General features: G+C 30.3%; 15 protein-coding genes and 3 riboswitches. Of the genes, 13 read left to right on the forward strand and 2 right to left on the reverse strand.

Translation table 11 applies throughout. From position 1 onward, the window contains the following. Positions 1 to 21 precede the first annotated feature (21 nt). Positions 22 to 825: a bifunctional hydroxymethylpyrimidine kinase/phosphomethylpyrimidine kinase gene (gene thiD / locus RCG18_RS10880; RefSeq protein WP_308041315.1), complete on the reverse strand. Its 804-nt coding sequence runs from the start codon at positions 823 to 825 to the stop codon at positions 22 to 24. Positions 826 to 1195: 370 nt separating this feature from the next. Next, positions 1196 to 1300, reverse strand: a riboswitch (TPP riboswitch). Positions 1301 to 1471: 171 nt separating this feature from the next. On the opposite strand from thiD, the gene RCG18_RS10885 reads away from it, so the two are divergent. The 13 genes from RCG18_RS10885 to RCG18_RS10945 all read left to right on the forward strand — a co-directional run bounded on the left by RCG18_RS10885 (position 1472) and on the right by RCG18_RS10945 (position 14684). Further along, a complete protein-coding gene (locus RCG18_RS10885) occupies positions 1472 to 2374 on the forward strand; it encodes a D-alanine--D-alanine ligase (protein ID WP_308041316.1) in 903 nt (300 codons plus the stop codon). Between the two features lie 375 nt (positions 2375 to 2749). Further along, positions 2750 to 4447, forward strand: a complete 1698-nt coding sequence (locus RCG18_RS10890) for a methyl-accepting chemotaxis protein (RefSeq protein ID WP_308041317.1) — start codon at positions 2750 to 2752, stop codon at positions 4445 to 4447. Between the two features lie 154 nt (positions 4448 to 4601). After that, positions 4602 to 4709, forward strand: a riboswitch (SAM riboswitch). A 216-nt stretch (positions 4710 to 4925) separates the two neighbouring features. Beyond that, complete coding sequence (locus RCG18_RS10895) at positions 4926 to 5738, forward strand: MetQ/NlpA family ABC transporter substrate-binding protein (protein ID WP_308042001.1); 813 nt, start codon at positions 4926 to 4928, stop codon at positions 5736 to 5738. Between the two features lie 114 nt (positions 5739 to 5852). Further along, positions 5853 to 7292: a PLP-dependent aminotransferase family protein gene (locus tag RCG18_RS10900; protein ID WP_308041318.1), complete on the forward strand. Its 1440-nt coding sequence runs from the start codon at positions 5853 to 5855 to the stop codon at positions 7290 to 7292. Positions 7293 to 7345: 53 nt separating this feature from the next. After that, positions 7346 to 7450, forward strand: a riboswitch (SAM riboswitch). A gap of 54 nt (positions 7451 to 7504) precedes the next feature. Then, positions 7505 to 8212, forward strand: a complete 708-nt coding sequence (locus RCG18_RS10905) for a methyl-accepting chemotaxis protein (RefSeq protein ID WP_308041319.1) — start codon at positions 7505 to 7507, stop codon at positions 8210 to 8212. 17 nt (positions 8213 to 8229) lie between these two features. Continuing rightward, on the forward strand, positions 8230 to 8583 hold the full coding sequence (locus tag RCG18_RS10910; RefSeq protein WP_308041320.1) for a PDC sensor domain-containing protein: 354 nt from the start codon (positions 8230 to 8232) through the stop codon (positions 8581 to 8583). 114 nt (positions 8584 to 8697) lie between these two features. Continuing rightward, positions 8698 to 9168 carry a YbaK/EbsC family protein gene (locus tag RCG18_RS10915; RefSeq protein ID WP_308041321.1) on the forward strand — a complete coding sequence of 157 codons (471 nt, stop codon included), beginning with the start codon at positions 8698 to 8700 and terminating at the stop codon, positions 9166 to 9168. A 412-nt stretch (positions 9169 to 9580) separates the two neighbouring features. Further along, positions 9581 to 10210, forward strand: a complete 630-nt coding sequence (locus RCG18_RS10920; protein ID WP_308041322.1) for a class I SAM-dependent methyltransferase — start codon at positions 9581 to 9583, stop codon at positions 10208 to 10210. 3 nt (positions 10211 to 10213) lie between these two features. After that, the gene (locus RCG18_RS10925; protein WP_308041323.1) at positions 10214 to 11365 is read left to right on the forward strand and encodes an aminotransferase class V-fold PLP-dependent enzyme; all 1152 of its coding nucleotides are present in this window, start codon (positions 10214 to 10216) and stop codon (positions 11363 to 11365) included. A 15-nt stretch (positions 11366 to 11380) separates the two neighbouring features. Further along, positions 11381 to 12295 (forward strand): cysteine synthase family protein, encoded by a 915-nt coding sequence (locus tag RCG18_RS10930; RefSeq protein WP_308042002.1) that lies wholly within the window; start codon positions 11381 to 11383, stop codon positions 12293 to 12295. Positions 12296 to 12538: 243 nt separating this feature from the next. After that, positions 12539 to 12973 carry an Rrf2 family transcriptional regulator gene (locus RCG18_RS10935; RefSeq protein WP_308041324.1) on the forward strand — a complete coding sequence of 145 codons (435 nt, stop codon included), beginning with the start codon at positions 12539 to 12541 and terminating at the stop codon, positions 12971 to 12973. Between the two features lie 261 nt (positions 12974 to 13234). Beyond that, on the forward strand, positions 13235 to 13804 hold the full coding sequence (locus RCG18_RS10940) for a LemA family protein (RefSeq protein WP_308041325.1): 570 nt from the start codon (positions 13235 to 13237) through the stop codon (positions 13802 to 13804). A 79-nt stretch (positions 13805 to 13883) separates the two neighbouring features. After that, a complete protein-coding gene (locus RCG18_RS10945) occupies positions 13884 to 14684 on the forward strand; it encodes a TPM domain-containing protein (RefSeq protein ID WP_308041326.1) in 801 nt (266 codons plus the stop codon). 18 nt (positions 14685 to 14702) lie between these two features. Here RCG18_RS10945 and RCG18_RS10950 read toward each other — a convergent pair whose 3' ends face one another. Further along, positions 14703 to 15782 (reverse strand): hypothetical protein, encoded by a 1080-nt coding sequence (locus RCG18_RS10950; RefSeq protein WP_308041327.1) that lies wholly within the window; start codon positions 15780 to 15782, stop codon positions 14703 to 14705. Between the last annotated feature and the right edge of the window lie 270 nt (positions 15783 to 16052).

Consider the following 16052-nt stretch of genomic DNA (forward strand, 5'->3'; position numbering starts at 1 on the left):
TAAATATAAAAATATTTAATTCTATTTATAAGAAATATCAGCTTTTTTATAAACTTCTACAAAATGTCCAACAGGTCCAACACCGTGACCAATAGAGAAAGAATTTTCTATCGCCCTTGTTATATATTCTTTTGATAATTTTATAGCTTCTTTTATACTGTAATCTTTTGATAGATGAGACGCTATTGCAGAGGATAAAGTGCAACCAGTTCCATGAGTATTTTTAGTATTTATTCTATAACCTTCTAATGTTAAAAAATCAGTTCCGCAGAGTAGTATATCATTGGCATCATTACATCTATGTCCGCCTTTCATAAGTACATTTTTAGCACCTAATCTTTTAATTATTAATGCCGCTTCCTTCATAGCATCAGAATCTTCTATTTTCATGCCTGTTAAGACCTCAGCTTCAGGAATATTTGGAGTCACAACATCTGCTATAGATATTAAATCTTTTATGGCCTCCTGTGCTTCAGGTTTGAGTAAGAAATATCCACTTTTTGAAACCATTACAGGATCTACAACTACATTTTTTGCATTATATTCTATGAGCAAATCTTTTATTGTTTTTATAATCTCTATATTTGAGACCATTCCTATTTTCACAGCATCTACTTCTATGTCATCAAATATTGATCTTATTTGGGCTTCTATAAGTTCTTTAGACACCTCCATCACATTTTGAACACCTATAGTATTTTGAGCTGTTATTGCTGTAATTACACTCATTCCATAAACACCAAGGGCACTCATAGTTTTTAAATCTGCTTGTATACCTGCACCACCGCAGCTATCAGAGCCTGCAATTGTTAATACCTTTTTCATATAAACACCTCTAATTCCAAAATAGTACTTAAGTATAATATAGTTTTAATTAAATGAAACTCCTTCTCCTATTGTCGAATGAGTACTCGCTGAGTAAGCGATCATCACAAAATCAACACGCTGTGTAAGTGACTATTACCAAATCAGCACCCTGTGTAAGTGATCATCTCAAAATCATAGATTTTGGATGCCTACTTAAGATTTGGGATATCTACTTAAGATTTTGGATGCCTGCTTAATAGATAAAATAAGACTTTTAAAGCGTAATTTTGTAATATAAAATCGTGATCTAAATCCATGTAATAATTTATTAGATTAATAAATTAAAAAAAGTGTATTGCAGAAAAGCAATACACTAGGTTTGTTTAATTATATTATTATAGCTGCTTCCCTACGCCAGTTCTGACTGGATCAGGTTCAAAGGGTTAGAGTAAAACTCCTCTCAGCCTATTTTTAGGCACCCCCACAAAAATATTTAGTTTTATACTAAATATTTTACTACAATAAATAAAATTATCAATAGGGAACCTCACATGTAGAAAACCACTTACACCATAAAAAGTATAATGAGTGGTACTTTCATTATTTTATTAAATGTATAGAATATAATTAAGAAGAGCAAAAATAATTGATGGAGGAATAAAAAATGAAGATAGGAGTTATTATGGGAGGTATATCTTCCGAGAGAGAAGTGTCTTTAAATTCAGGAAGGGAAATAGTGAACTATTTTGATAAGAATAAATATGAGGTTGTTCCTATTGTTATAGATAGAAAAGATGACATAATAGCTAAAGCTAAAGATATAGATGTTGCATTTATTGCACTTCATGGTAAGTTTGGAGAAGACGGAATAATTCAAGCTGTACTTGAAACAATGGATGTTCCATACACAGGTTGTGGACCTTTGACCAGTGGTGTATGTATGAATAAGGATATAACTAAAAAGGTATTAAGATCAACAGGAATTAACACTGCAGATTGGGCATGTGTAAAAAGTGTTGAAGAAATAGATTATGATTATATAGATAAAATGGGATATCCTGTGTTTGTGAAGCCTAATAGTGGTGGCTCAAGTGTAGCAACAAATTTAATTAAGAAAAAAGAAGACATAGAAAGCGCAGTAAGACTGGCATTAGATTATGATACAGAGGTTATGATAGAAAAATATATAAAAGGTGATGAAATAACTTGCTGTATACTAGGTGGAAAAATGATGCCTATAATTGCTATAAAGCCAAAGGCAGAGTTCTTTGATTACACAGCTAAGTATGCTGATGGTGGTTCAGATGAAATTATAGTTCAATTCGAAGAAGGGCTTCAAAAGAAAATAGAGGAGATGGCATTAGATTGCTGGAAGGTTCTAAAGTGCAGTGTATATGTAAGAGTTGATATGATAATAAAAGATGGAGTACCGTATATACTTGAACTTAATACTCTTCCAGGAATGACTAAAAATAGTCTTTTCCCTAAGAGTGCTAAGGCTGTAAATATGTCATTTACTGAATTATTAGATCAAATAACAGAAATTTCATTAAAAGAAGTGAGATAATTAAAACTTAATTTAAGTAGATAGTGATGATTACAATATCAAGACTCTCCTCAGAATATGGGGAGATTTTTTTATATTAAAATGTTTAGCACTCTTAGGGCTTAATAGCCAATATTTAAGGAATATTTAATAATTAATTTAGGTAAAGTTTATATTTTATCTTTATAATAGAACTATAGCATTTAGATTAAAAACAGCAGTTAATCATAGGAGAGGTAAAGGTTGTCATTGATGATTATATAACGAAAAAATTAGTTTTTTATATATTTAATGTCTTAATTTAATAAAGGTTCATTTTTATATCACGATAAGTAAAAGTGGTATTACAAATAATTATAATTATTATAATTATTTCATATAGAAGGGGATAATTCTATGAACAAAATTTTAAAAAAATTCAAAATATCTACAATAATAATGTCAATGTCGGTTTTAGCTATTGTTTTTTCTTTAACGATAGGTTGTTTAGGTTATTTTGATATGAAAGTAGTCAACGATAACACAAATGATATGTATCACAATATGACTATGCCAATGTCCTATATAGGTTCACTAAGAGCAGACTTTTTTGGTGTTAGAGTTAGTGTTAATAAATTAAACAATAACTACAGTAATGATTATGACTCAAAGATTAATGAATATGATAGCAAGATTCAAACCACATTAAAAAGCTATTTAGCCACTGAATTAGATACTCCTGATAAGGAAGGTCTTGCTAAATTTCAAAAAGACTATTCTGATTATATGAATTTGTGGAAAAAAGTTGAGCCTTCATTAGCTAAAGGAGAAAAGCTTTCAGCTGAGGATACTAAAAAACTTGAGAGCATAGGTGAATCAATTGAAACTACTCTTAAAGGATTAAGAGATTATAATGTTGATTTGGCAGCAAAAACTGATACAAATAATGATCAAGTTTATGCTAGAAGTGTAAGAAGTTTTATTATTATGAACATAGCTGTTATAATAACATTTTTACTAATTTCAGTTTTAGTAATTTCATTTATCAGACGTTCCTCAAAAGAAATAATTGATTATCTGGAACTAGTTTCTACTGGGGATTTTACTGAGAGGATAGAAGGGAACTCAAAAAGCGAATTTGGAATTATGAAGGCTTCCTTATCTAAAACAATTCAAAGTATTTCATTATTAATAAAAAGTATTCATGAAAAATCTCAAATTATTGAAGAGAGATCTATTTCGCTATCGGTGGTATCGGAAGAAATGGCCAGTTCATCAGAAAATGTTTCTGCTGCGATACAGCAGACTTCTGCTGGAGTGGTATCTCAAGCTGATGATTTGTTAGAGATTACAAATGTATTAAATAAATTTAGTTCAGAGATCGAAACTATGGTTAAATCTATAGAAGATATAAATTCTAATTCTAATGATATAAATTCTATGGCTAATGAAAATCATAAAGAGTTACAAAGCCTTGTAGAATCTATAACAAGAATAAATAATTCTTTCAAGGATTTTGCCATAAAAATCTCACATATGAGTAAAAATATTATTCAAATAAATCAGATAACAAATGTTATAAATGGTATTGCAGAGCAAACTAACTTACTTGCTTTAAATGCTGCTATTGAAGCTGCAAGAGCAGGAGAGTCAGGAAGAGGCTTCTCTGTAGTTGCTGAAGAGATTAGAAAGCTTGCAGAAGAATCTCAAGTTTCATCTAAAAATATAACTAATCTTATATCCAATATTTCACAAGAATCAAGTGATATGTTAAAAAGTACGGATATTATGAGCGGTGAATTAAACGGTCAAGTTGCCATTATAAATACATCTATAGAATCCTTTAAAAAGATTATAGATGCAGTAGAAAAGGTTATTCCTAAAATACAGGTTATTAATTTCTCTGCATCAAATATAAATAACGATAAAGATGTCATTTTACAGAAAATGCATAGTTCATCCTCTGTAGCAGAGGAAGTATCTACTTCAACAGAAGAAATTGTTGCTTCAACAGAAGAAGTGAATGCTGCTTCACAACAGGTAGCTGATTCAGCATGCTCACTTAATACTTTAACTAAAGAAATGATGAAAGATGTTGATAACTTTAAGTTATAATTGCATAAGTCTAAACAAAGCTGTATGACTGATGTTACACAGCTTTTATTATAGGTTTTAGCCTATTTAGCTCCAGTAAGATACGGATAAAAAAGTATTGACATGTAGCTTTTAGATTATTATAATGTAAATTAGTAAATTGAATAACAATTCTTACTTATCAAGAGAGGCGGAGGGACTGGCCCTATGAAGCCCGGCAACCAGTATTATTTTATATAATACATTGGTGCCAATTCCAGCAGCGGAGGCTGAGAGATGAGGATAACGATGAGTTTTAAGCTCGAGGTTTTCCTCGGGCTTTTAATTTTGCACTTTATAAGAATATGGCGGCCGAAAAAATATTTATATTCTTATAATTGCTAGTAAGTCCACCTTAGCCGTTAAAGATAGCTGTGTCTACCTTTTAAGGTAGAGATTTTGTAAAACTATATAAATTAAAATTTGATTTATTAGAACTAAAATACTAGGAGGTAATTTAATTATGAAAAAGATTATATCAATTGTTATATCATTAATTTTTGTTTTTGCATTAGTAGGATGTGGAGAGAAAAAAGAGGAATCATCCAATAAGGACACTAAAAAAGTGATAAAAATAGGTGCAACGCCTGTACCACATAAAGAGATACTTGAACAAGTAAAATCAATACTTCAAAAAGAAGGCTACGATCTTCAAATCGTTGAATTTACTGATTATGTAACACCAAATACAGCTTTAAATGATGGAGAACTTGATGCAAACTTCTTTCAGCATATACCTTATTTAACTAAGTTTAATGAAGAAAAACATACTGAATTAGACTATACAGTTAAAGTTCATATAGAGCCAATGGGAGTATATTCAAAGAAGGTTAAGAAACTAGAAGAGCTTAAAGATGGCGCTGAAATAGCTATACCAAACGATCCAACTAATGGAGCAAGAGCATTAAAAGTATTACAAAGTGCTGGACTTATAAAATTAAAGGATGGAGAGTTAATATCTAAATTAGATATAACTGAAAACAAAAATAATATTAAAATTAAAGAACTTGATGCACCACAACTTCCAAGAGTTTTAGATGATGTAGATGCTGCAGTTATCAATACGAACTATGCAATTCAAGCAAACCTAAATCCTACTAAGGATGCTATTGCAATAGAATCAAAGGATTCACCATATGCTAATATAATTGCAGTTAGAAAGAAAGATAAAGATAAACCATATATTCAAGCTTTATCTAAAGCATTAAACTCACCAGATGTTAAAAAGTTTATAGAAGATAAATATAAAGGAAGTATAATACCAGCATTTTAATATAGGAGTTCTAGGTCGAAAATCAACATATACCTCTATATAAGTTAACTTTCTAAGATAGAAATCTTTATTTATCACCTCATTTATGTGAAAATATAATTGAGGTGAAAATTTATGTTTATTGATATAAAATTAGATAAAAATACACCTGTGTATATACAGTTGAAAGACCATATAAGTGAGTTAATACTTAGAGGAATGTTAAGAAGCGGAGAAAAGCTTCCATCAACAAGGGAGTTAGCTTCAATTCTAAATGTCAGCAGAAATACTGTTATTAATGCTTATGAGTTTCTCCAAGAGGAAGGTTTTATATATATGGAAAAAGGAAAGGGAGCTTTTGTATCCGATGTAAAGGTAAACTTTCAGGAGAAATGGACCGTAGATTGGAGCAGCCATATAAATAGCTATGCAAAAGCTTCAGAAGAGCTGGATATAATAAAACATGAAACAAAGTGGAAAAAAGGCATGATATCCTTTAAAAGTATAGCGCCTGATGAAAGTCTTTTTGATGTGGAGGAGTTTAAAAAATCTTTTCTAAATAGAATTTCAATAGAAGGAGAGAAGATATTAAACTATGGTTATGCTCAGGGATATAAGCCTTTAATTGAATACTTATTCAAATATATGAGTAATAAAGGTGCCAATATCGAAGGGAAAGACATACTTATTACAAATGGTTTTACGGAGGGTTTCAATTTAATATTATCAAGCCTAACTAAAAAAGGAGATAAAATATTATGCGAAAATCCTACTCATAATACTGCTATAAAAATTATGAAACTTCATGGCTTGGAAGTCATAGGGGTAGACATGGAAGATGATGGTGTCAGTATAGATAAATTAAAAGAAAAGCTTTCAAAAAACAAAATTAAATTGTCTTATTTTATACCATCATATCATAATCCTACTGGTGTAGTAATGTCGGTAGAAAAGAGGGTTCAGGTATATAAAGCACTAAAAGTCCATAATGTACCTATAATTGAGGATGGATTTAATGAGGAACTTAGATATTCAGGTGCACATGTTTCACCTATTGCATCATTAAGTGGTGAGGGAAATAGTGTAATATACATAGGAAGCTTTTCAAAAATACTTTTTCCAGGAATAAGAGTGGGATGGATTTTAGCTGATAAAAAGCTTATAGATTATTTGGAGAGTGTAAAAAGAAGCAGAAACATTCATACATCCTCGCTAGATCAGGCTATTTTTTATGATTACCTTTGTGGGGGAAACTTTGAAAAGTATATTAAAAAAGCTAGAAAAGTTTATAAGGAGAAATATGAATTTGCAGTAGAATGTGCCCGAAAATATATTCCATTTAATAAGATTTTTGGAGAAGGTGGGCTTCACATTTTTATAGAATTGAATAATATTAAATCTAGAGAAGTTCTAGAGAAATGCTATGAGAATGGTATTATTTTTACACCAGGGGATATTTTTTACACAGATAATAGAGGATATAATACTCTAAGGCTAGGGTTTTCAAGGGTAAGCAAAGAAGACATAGAGAAAGGCTTTAAAATAATTGGTGAAGTTATCAAAAATAAGATTTAACAAATATCTATGTTTTGATAAACATAAATACAGAAAGTGAAAATTTAAATATATTCTTATCAAGAGAGGTGGAGGGGCTGGCCCTTTGAAACCTCGGCAGCGGGTTCTTTTTAGAATACTGTGCCAAATCCAACAAGATTATTTTTGAGAGATAAGAAGAGTAGCTTGTATAGGCCATTAAACCTCTTCTTTCGTAGAAGAGGTTTTTTATTATGATGCAGCATGTAGAGGATAGTAATAAAATCTACAAACAACTAACAGAAAGAATGAAGAATTCTGCATCTTCAAATTTAGAATTGGCACTTCAGATAAAGAATTTGAGTGAAAAAGCTTATAAGATACAGAGCATTGCAGATGCTGTAAATGGAATAAGTAGAAATACAAATTTACTTTCATTGAATGCATCAATAGAAGCTGCTAAAGCAGGTGAAAGCGGATCAGGATTTGCTGTAGTAGCAAATGAAATACGAAAATTAGCAGGAATTTCATCCCTTCAAGCCAAGGAAATTGAAAATATAATAAATGATGTTAAAGTTATGATAACTGATATAAGCAACAAAATGAATAGAGAGACAGAAGTTATAGGACAAAATATAAACTTCTCAAATTTAACTAAAGAAAATTTAGATAAAATATTCATAGAAAGTGAAGATACTTTAAAATCCATAAAAAACATAAATAAAACTATCTATATTCAAAAAGAAAAGGTGTTGTCTATAAAAAGTGTAATTGGGGAAACTACTAAACTGTCAGAAAATATTACTGCAGCAACACAGGAAGTAGCTGCAGCTTCAGATGAGCAATTAACATATATGAAAAATGTATTTGATTCAGTATCTAGTCTGACAGGCATGAATAAAAATTTAAAGGATCGTATAGATTCTTTTGCTAAAAGTTATAAAATAGATGAGGAAGCTTGAAAACATATTGAAAAAGCATGGAAATACTAAGAGAAGTAGCAAAGACTGAGGGCTTGGCAACTATGGATTATAATATATGCACTAAAATACTTAAAGAAAATATAGATAAATGTCAGTATTTTGAACTTTTTGGATTGTGTCAAAAGGATGGGTTAAGAAAAGCAATAACTTTAGATTATACAGAAGAAGAAGTTTATACAAACTTTTCGCATAGACCATTCTTTAAGGAAGCCATAAAAGGAAATGAATATAAATCTGAACCATATATATCTGTAGACACTAATAATTATTGTATAGCAATGTCAGTACCGGTAAAGGATAAAAAGGGAGAAATTGTAGGTATGCTAGTAGGAGATTTATTATTAGGATAGGCTTTATTAATTAAATATTAGAGCAAAATCTCTAAATAATTAATTTTTAGGTCTATTTAAAGTATTAATAAAAAATTACAATGGGGCTTTGAAAGATAAAAGGAGGATATTAAAGTGAGCGTAGAAAATGTAAGAAATTTTTTTAAGGAAAGAAATCTGGAAGATCCAGTATTTGAATTAGAAGATAGTGGTGCTACAGTGGAGCTGGCTGCTCAAGTTATAGGAGTAGAAGCTAAGCTTATTGCTAAAACTCTGGCATTTAAATTAAAGGAGAAGGATATATTAGTTGTAACTCGTGGTGATGCTAGAATAGACAATAAAAAGTTTAGAACTTTCTTTAAAACAAAAGCTAAGATGCTTGATTTAAATGAAGTAGAAGAGATAACTGGACATCCAGTAGGCGGAGTATGTCCATTTGGTTTAAAAAATCCTTTGGAAGTTTATGTAGATATATCCATAAAAGATTTTGATTTTGTATATCCGGCTGCGGGTTCACGAACAACTGCATTGAAGATATCCCCAGAAAATATTCAAGATCTTACTAATGCTGAATGGATAGATGTATGTCAGAAAGAATTAGCTTAAATAAATACTAATTTTTCTATTGACATATTAATCAATAGTGCATATAATAATATTATCAAATAAAACATATAGGAATAGTATGAAAGGCAAAGATGAGAAGAAGTAAGTTGATGGAAGTTGACAGAGAGAAATCTCCATTGGGTGTAAGAGATTTTGAATGGAAATTAACTGAAATGCGTCTCGGAGCTCTGAATCGAAATTTAGTAGACTTCAGTGGGTACGCCCTTTAAAGCGTTGAGGCATTATTGTGCCAATATTTATGAGTTGTTATGTATTTTATTTCTAATACGTAATAAACAGAGTGGAACCGTGGAAGTTAACTTCTGCCTCTGTACTGAGGTAGAAGTTTTTTGTTTTTTATAAGTTTTAATACAACAATATATTAAAATTATTTAAATTTAGGAGGTTCATCATGGATTCTGTAGAGTATTTTAATTCAATAGCAAATCAATGGAACGTGATAAGAGAGGAGTATTTTGAAGAAAAGCTAAAATATATAGCACTTTCCCAATTTGATATAAAAGATAAGATATGTGCAGATTTAGGTTGTGGTACAGGTTTTATATCACTGGCATTACTACAGGAAGCTAAAATTGTTTTTTCAATAGATAATTCTAGAAATATGCTTAAAGAGTTGCATACCATAGCTTCAAGGAAAGGTTTAAAAAATATATACCCTATTAAGGGTTCGATGGAAGACTTGCCGCTATTTGATAATTCAATAGATAGAGTTTATATAAATATGGCGTTGCATCATATTTTCGATGCTAAAAAAGCAATAGAAGAAATGTATAGAGTGCTTAAAAAAGATGGAACAGTAGTTATAACAGATGTGGAAGAACACAATGGAGAGTGGGCTAGAACAGAAATGCATGATGAATGGCTTGGATTTTCACACAAGCAGATGAAAAGTTGGTTAGAAGAGGTTGGCTTTAATCAAGTACAAGTAAAAATCACAGAACTTAAATGCAAAGGCTATTCAAGTAAAGGTGAATATACAGAAACAGGAATATTTGTAGTAAAAGGAATTAAGGAGGAGTAAAAGATGAACATTCAATCATTGTTAATACACGGAGGAATAGATGGAGATAAAACTACAGGCGCTGTAAATGTACCTATTTATCAAACGTCTACCTACAGACAGTCAGAACTAGGAGTAAATAGTGGATATGAGTATTCAAGAACAGGTAACCCAACAAGACATGCGTTAGAAAAACTTATTTCAGATTTAGAGGGAGGTCATGCAGGCTTTGCATTTGCCTCTGGAATGGCAGCTACAACAGCAGCTTTAATGTTATTTAAGAGTGGAGACAAAGTTTTAATATCAAGTAATGTGTACGGAGGAAGCTTTAGGGTATTAGACAAGGTGTTTAAAAATTTTAATCTTGATTATGAGCTTGTAGATACAAGTGATGAAAAACTTGTGGAGAAAAAAATTACTGATAATGTTAAAGCTATATTTATAGAGACACCAACAAATCCGCTTATGACAGTAACGGATATAGAAAAGATATCTAATATAGCAAAACATCATGGAATATTAACTATTGTAGATAATACTTTTATGACTCCATATCTTCAAAGACCAATAGAACTAGGAGCTGATATAGTTGTTCATAGTGCTACAAAATATTTAGGAGGTCACAGTGATTTAATAGCTGGACTTGCAGTGGTAAATAGTAAGGAATTAGCGGAAAAGCTTCACTTTATTCAAAATTCTACAGGGGGAGTATTAAATCCATTTGATTCCTGGCTTTTAATAAGAGGTATAAAGACATTATCAGTAAGAATGGATAGACATATTGAAAATGCCAATTATTTAGCACACTTTTTAAAGAATCATCAAGCTGTAGAAAAGGTTTATTATCCAGGCTTTGAAGATCATCCAGGTTATGAAATTCATAAAAAGCAAGCAAATGGAGCAGGAGCTATAATATCTTTCGTGCTAAAGGAAGGACGCAACATTAATGAATTCTTTAAAGGTGTAAAACTTATAACTTTAGGAGAGAGCTTAGGGGGAGTAGAATCCTTAATATCTCATCCTGCTACTATGACACATGCTTCTATACCTGTTGAAATAAGACAAGAGATAGGAATAGTAGATAACTTAATTAGATTATCTGTAGGAATTGAAAGTAAAAAGGATTTAGCAGAGGATATAGAAAAGGCATTAAATAAATCGAAAAATATACTTTAGGGGGCAGAAATGGAAATGGGTATGTATGTTAATGACATAAGGGAATTAGTAGGAAATACTCCTGTATTAAAAATAAACAATTTTGATATAAAAAGTGGAGTTAATATATTTGCTAAATTAGAATACTTTAATCCAGCAGGTAGTGTAAAAGATAGAATTGGTGTATATATGATAGAAAAGGCTGAAGAAGAAGGAATTCTTAAAAAAGGGTATACTATAATAGAAGCAACTGCAGGCAATACTGGATTAGGAGTAGCTTTAGGAGCTTTAAATAAGGGATATAAAGTTATATTTGTTGTGCCTGAAAAATTTTCAATAGAAAAACAACTGCTTATGAAAGCTTTAGGTGCAGAGATTATAAGTACTCCAAGAGAACTTGGAATGCAAGGGGCTATTGAAAAATCTGATGAACTTCTAAAAGAAATTCCAAATTCAATTTCACTTAAACAATTTGAAAATAAAGCTAATCCAGAGGTTCATTACTTGACCACTGGTCCCGAAATATATTTATCCATTGGAAAAGAGATAGATTACTTTGTAGCAGGAGCAGGCAGTGGTGGCACATTTACAGGCATTTCAAAGTATTTAAAGGGAAAAAATCCAAATATAAAGACAATACTAGCTGACCCAATTGGATCTACAATGGGTGGTGGTGAAGAAAGATGCTATTCTATAGAAGGTATAGGAAACAATTTTGTACCAGGAACTATGGATATAGAATTAGTAGACGATACAATAAAAATTAGTGATGAAGAGTCCTTTGAGATGGTTAAAGAGTTAGCAAGAAGAGAAGGTGTAATAGTAGGTTCTTCTTCTGGAGCAGCTATGGCAGCAGCTTTAAAGCTAGCAGAAACTATAGATGAAGGTAATATAATTACGGTATTTCCAGATAGAGGAGATAGATATTTCAGCAAAAATATTTATGATTAATCTGTAAGATAACGTTATTAATATAAATATACTAGACTGTTGGTAAATAGATTTTATCAGCAGTCTTTAGCTTTTTAAATTAATTAGTATAAAAAGTGTGCTTTTATTTTACCTCTAGAGTATTTTAGAATATGTTTTGTTAATATTAAATTTAAAATTGATTTTTGAAAGCTCTATTTATATAATAGTATTGGTATATAATAATACTATTATATAAATAGGTTTAATAAGAAAGGTGATTATGTGAAAATTTCAACTAAAGGTAGATATGGGTTAAAAGCACTTATTGATATAGCTATGTATTCTAACTCTGAGGTAGTTACATTAAAAAGTATTTCAGAAAGGCAAAGTATTTCAGAAGGATATTTAGAGCAAATTTTTTCAGCTTTAAGGAAAAGTGGTTTAGTTATAGGAAGAAAAGGAGCTCAAGGAGGATATACCTTATCAAAGAGTATAAATGAAATAACTATTGGGGAAATATTAAGAACTTTAGAAGGTGATTTGTCTTTAGTAGATGTTAGCAATACAAATACTGCAGATAATTTAGAAAAGTGTATAAATGAAAATTTGTGGAATATAATAAATAAAAATATTAATGATTATTTTGATAGTATTACATTAGAAGATTTAGTTAATAAATATAAAAGTGAAGTAAATAATTTTATGTACTTTATTTAGAGTAACATGTTTTATAATGATTAATGTAGTATAGCCTTTTTTGTCATTTATAGTGGTGATAAAAGAGGTTTTATTTTTTACTAAAATATAAAAGCCTTAACTAGACTTAAAAGACCACTTAGCTAAAGCTGATATTTTTGGAGAATATCAATTTTAACTAGGTGGTTTTTATGTTATATTTGTATTATTTTTTATTTAGTATATTTATTTAAAAAATCCTTAAAATAAATATACTAATATCCTAAAATGGGGGTGAAATAAATGAATAAAGGGCTAAAAGTGCTCTTGATTATTTTAGGTATACTTTTGATTATATTTTTACCTTTAATAGGTAGTTATAATTCTTTAGTAGGACTTGAGCAAAGAGTGAATGCAGCACAATCTAATATAGATACACAACTTCAAAGAAGATCTGATTTAATTCCTAATTTGGTGCAAACTGTTAAAGGATATGCTTCACAGGAACAAAAAATATTTACCGATGTTGCTGATGCAAGGTCTAGACTAGCAGGAGCACAAAATATTTCTGACAAAGCAAATGCAGATGCTCAGCTATCAACAGCCCTTTCAAGATTGCTAGTTGTAGTCGAAAGATATCCAGATTTAAAGTCTAGTCAAAATTTTAAAGATTTATCTGTAGCTTTGGAAGGAACCGAGAATAGAATAGCTATTGCTAGACAGGATTATAACACTACTGTAAATAACTATAATACATCAATAAAAAGATTTCCCAACTCTATAATATCAGGTATGTATGGTTTTGCTCCAAGACCATACTATAAGGCGAGTGAAGGGGCACAGGAAGTCCCAAAGGTGGACTTTACAAAATAGCTTGATTTTACAGCTTAGAATCAAAGAGAGATTTAAGCTATAATCTTGCTAGTGTAAGGTACATAAAAGGTAAACATACATGAAAAAAATAAAAAATAATTTTAAAATAACTAAATTGTTTTTTATCTTTATATTAATTTTAAATTTATCTTCGCCTAATATTATAAAGGGAGCTTCAAATATACCTGATCCAACGAATTTAAAATATATAAATGATTATGTTGGAATTGTTGATGATAATACCAAAAACTATATTGTATCACTTGGCAGTGAATTAGAAAGTAAAACTGGTGCGCAAATGGCCATAGCTATAATAAACTCATTAGAGGGAAGAGATATAGAATCTTATTCCAATGAACTTTTTAGAACTTGGGGTATAGGACAAAAAGGTAAGGATAATGGTCTTTTAATATTATTATCAGTAAATGATAGAAAATGGAGAGTAGAAGTAGGCAGAGAACTGGAAGGAGCAATAACTGACATATATTCTGCTAGAGTTATGAATAATACAGCAGTGCCATTTTTTAAGGAAAACAAATATAGCGAGGGATTAAGCAATGCTTATTCAATTTTTGCAAAAGATATAGCTAAAGAATACAATATTACCTTACAAGGAAATAGAGAAGTTAATGATGTTACCCAGCAGCAAAAAGTGAAAGTTATAAATCCTATTATTATATATATTATTTTAGGAATCTTTGCTTTAGATGTTATATTAAATAGAGCTAGAATAACTAGATTTCTACTTTATGCAATGTTCTGGAATTCTTTTTGGGGCGGAGGCCCAAGAGGAAGAGGTGGAGGAGGTCCCGGTGGGGGAGGCTACGGTGGATTTGGCGGCGGGAGCTCTGGTGGTGGAGGTTCTTCAGGAAATTGGTAAAATACTGTTCCGAAAAAATTAGTTTTCGGAACAGTATTTTTTTATTGCATCTGTCCATTCTTTGATTTCTTTTCCGCTAGCCCACTGAGCCATAATCATAGTTTCATTTTTACTCAATTCTAGCTCTAGAGCTGGGTTACCAAAAGAACCATTAGAATATGGATATATAGTTAGCTTATTAGGTGTAAATATTCCAATCATGTCCTTGTTCGGTGATGAAATTACATCTTCTATATCAGGAAATGTTTTTATGATAGACTTATAGCTTGTACATAATTCGTTATTTGAAGATACATTTTGTGGTAAATAGAGCTCTGTGTTGTATAAAATATAATTATTATACGTAGTGCATTTAAAGGTTTTTGCTATTTGAGGCAGCCATCTACCGTCTTTTCTTCCGATATTCCAAAATTCACCGGATGTAGTGTTTACAGTGTTTTTTTCGGAACATTCTCCTAAGTTTATATTTTGATTCCTATATTTGTTTATAATAGGTATAGACTTTTCGCTAAATATATCTTTCATAGTGACCTTATTTTCTGTATTTCTGTAGTTTGTTAGATTCTCTAAATCTACTACAGCGCAAGTGTTATCATGGTAATATTTATTATCATTATGTGAAATTGTATATGTAGAAACTCCAACGTAATTCTTATCGACAAAAGTTAGTTTACTTCTATAGGTGCTGAACTTATACTGAAAGGTTTCAGGAGTGTATACATCTCCAAAATCATGAGCTACAAGATATTCAATATAGTCCTCTGTATTTGTGAAGTTATATCTAACAGGTTCAATTTTCCAAAGGCTATTCTTATGAGGAACAACGACAAAGTTTATTTCATTTATAATTTTTAAATTGTTATTACTATCAGGTGTAATCCATAGGGTTCTATAAGTGCTTGTATCCTTATCCAAGTCATTCCTGAAACTAATTAGTAGCCCCGAGTTAAATCCTGAAGACAGATTAGGATTAAAATAACATGGGTTCTCATTAATAAGCTTATAAGAATATATTTTAACGCTAAAAATGAATAATACAGACATAAAAAATACTGACATGTATAAAGAATAATTTTTTTCTCTTTGTGAAAAATTCATATCCTACCTCCATAATAGGAAACCTATTTTGCTAATATAAAGTAACTTGAGTAACTTTAATAATTATCTCTCCATAATTAAACATATGATTGTAAAATCACTTTTAATATAAAAATAGATTTGAAATTATTTTGAGAATTTTGAAGGTTTGTTTTTATGAAATTTCATTTATGCAAATTTTTTTGCTGAAAACTATTGAACTATAATTGTATTTGTGGTTAATTGTAATAAATGGGGTAATTTCTCATGATGATACAATATGTATTTAGG

The sequence above is a fragment of the Clostridium sp. OS1-26 genome, assembly GCF_030915445.1.
GTDB lineage: Bacteria > Bacillota > Clostridia > Clostridiales > Clostridiaceae > Clostridium_AM.

Bases quoted from the DNA above. Each gene is read 5' to 3' on its own strand.
- RCG18_RS10950 (WP_308041327.1), bottom strand. From the start codon at position 15,782: ATGAATTTTTCACAAAGAGAAAAAAATTATTCTTTATACATGTCAGTA.
- RCG18_RS10900 (WP_308041318.1), top strand. From the start codon at position 5,853: ATGTTTATTGATATAAAATTAGATAAAAATACACCTGTGTATATACAG.
- RCG18_RS10945 (WP_308041326.1), top strand. From the start codon at position 13,884: ATGAAAAAAATAAAAAATAATTTTAAAATAACTAAATTGTTTTTTATC.
- RCG18_RS10885 (WP_308041316.1), top strand. From the start codon at position 1,472: ATGAAGATAGGAGTTATTATGGGAGGTATATCTTCCGAGAGAGAAGTG.
- RCG18_RS10905 (WP_308041319.1), top strand. From the start codon at position 7,505: ATGATGCAGCATGTAGAGGATAGTAATAAAATCTACAAACAACTAACA.
- RCG18_RS10890 (WP_308041317.1), top strand. From the start codon at position 2,750: ATGAACAAAATTTTAAAAAAATTCAAAATATCTACAATAATAATGTCA.
- RCG18_RS10920 (WP_308041322.1), top strand. From the start codon at position 9,581: ATGGATTCTGTAGAGTATTTTAATTCAATAGCAAATCAATGGAACGTG.
- RCG18_RS10940 (WP_308041325.1), top strand. From the start codon at position 13,235: ATGAATAAAGGGCTAAAAGTGCTCTTGATTATTTTAGGTATACTTTTG.
- RCG18_RS10930 (WP_308042002.1), top strand. From the start codon at position 11,381: ATGGGTATGTATGTTAATGACATAAGGGAATTAGTAGGAAATACTCCT.
- thiD (WP_308041315.1), bottom strand. From the start codon at position 825: ATGAAAAAGGTATTAACAATTGCAGGCTCTGATAGCTGCGGTGGTGCA.
- RCG18_RS10910 (WP_308041320.1), top strand. From the start codon at position 8,230: ATGGAAATACTAAGAGAAGTAGCAAAGACTGAGGGCTTGGCAACTATG.
- RCG18_RS10925 (WP_308041323.1), top strand. From the start codon at position 10,214: ATGAACATTCAATCATTGTTAATACACGGAGGAATAGATGGAGATAAA.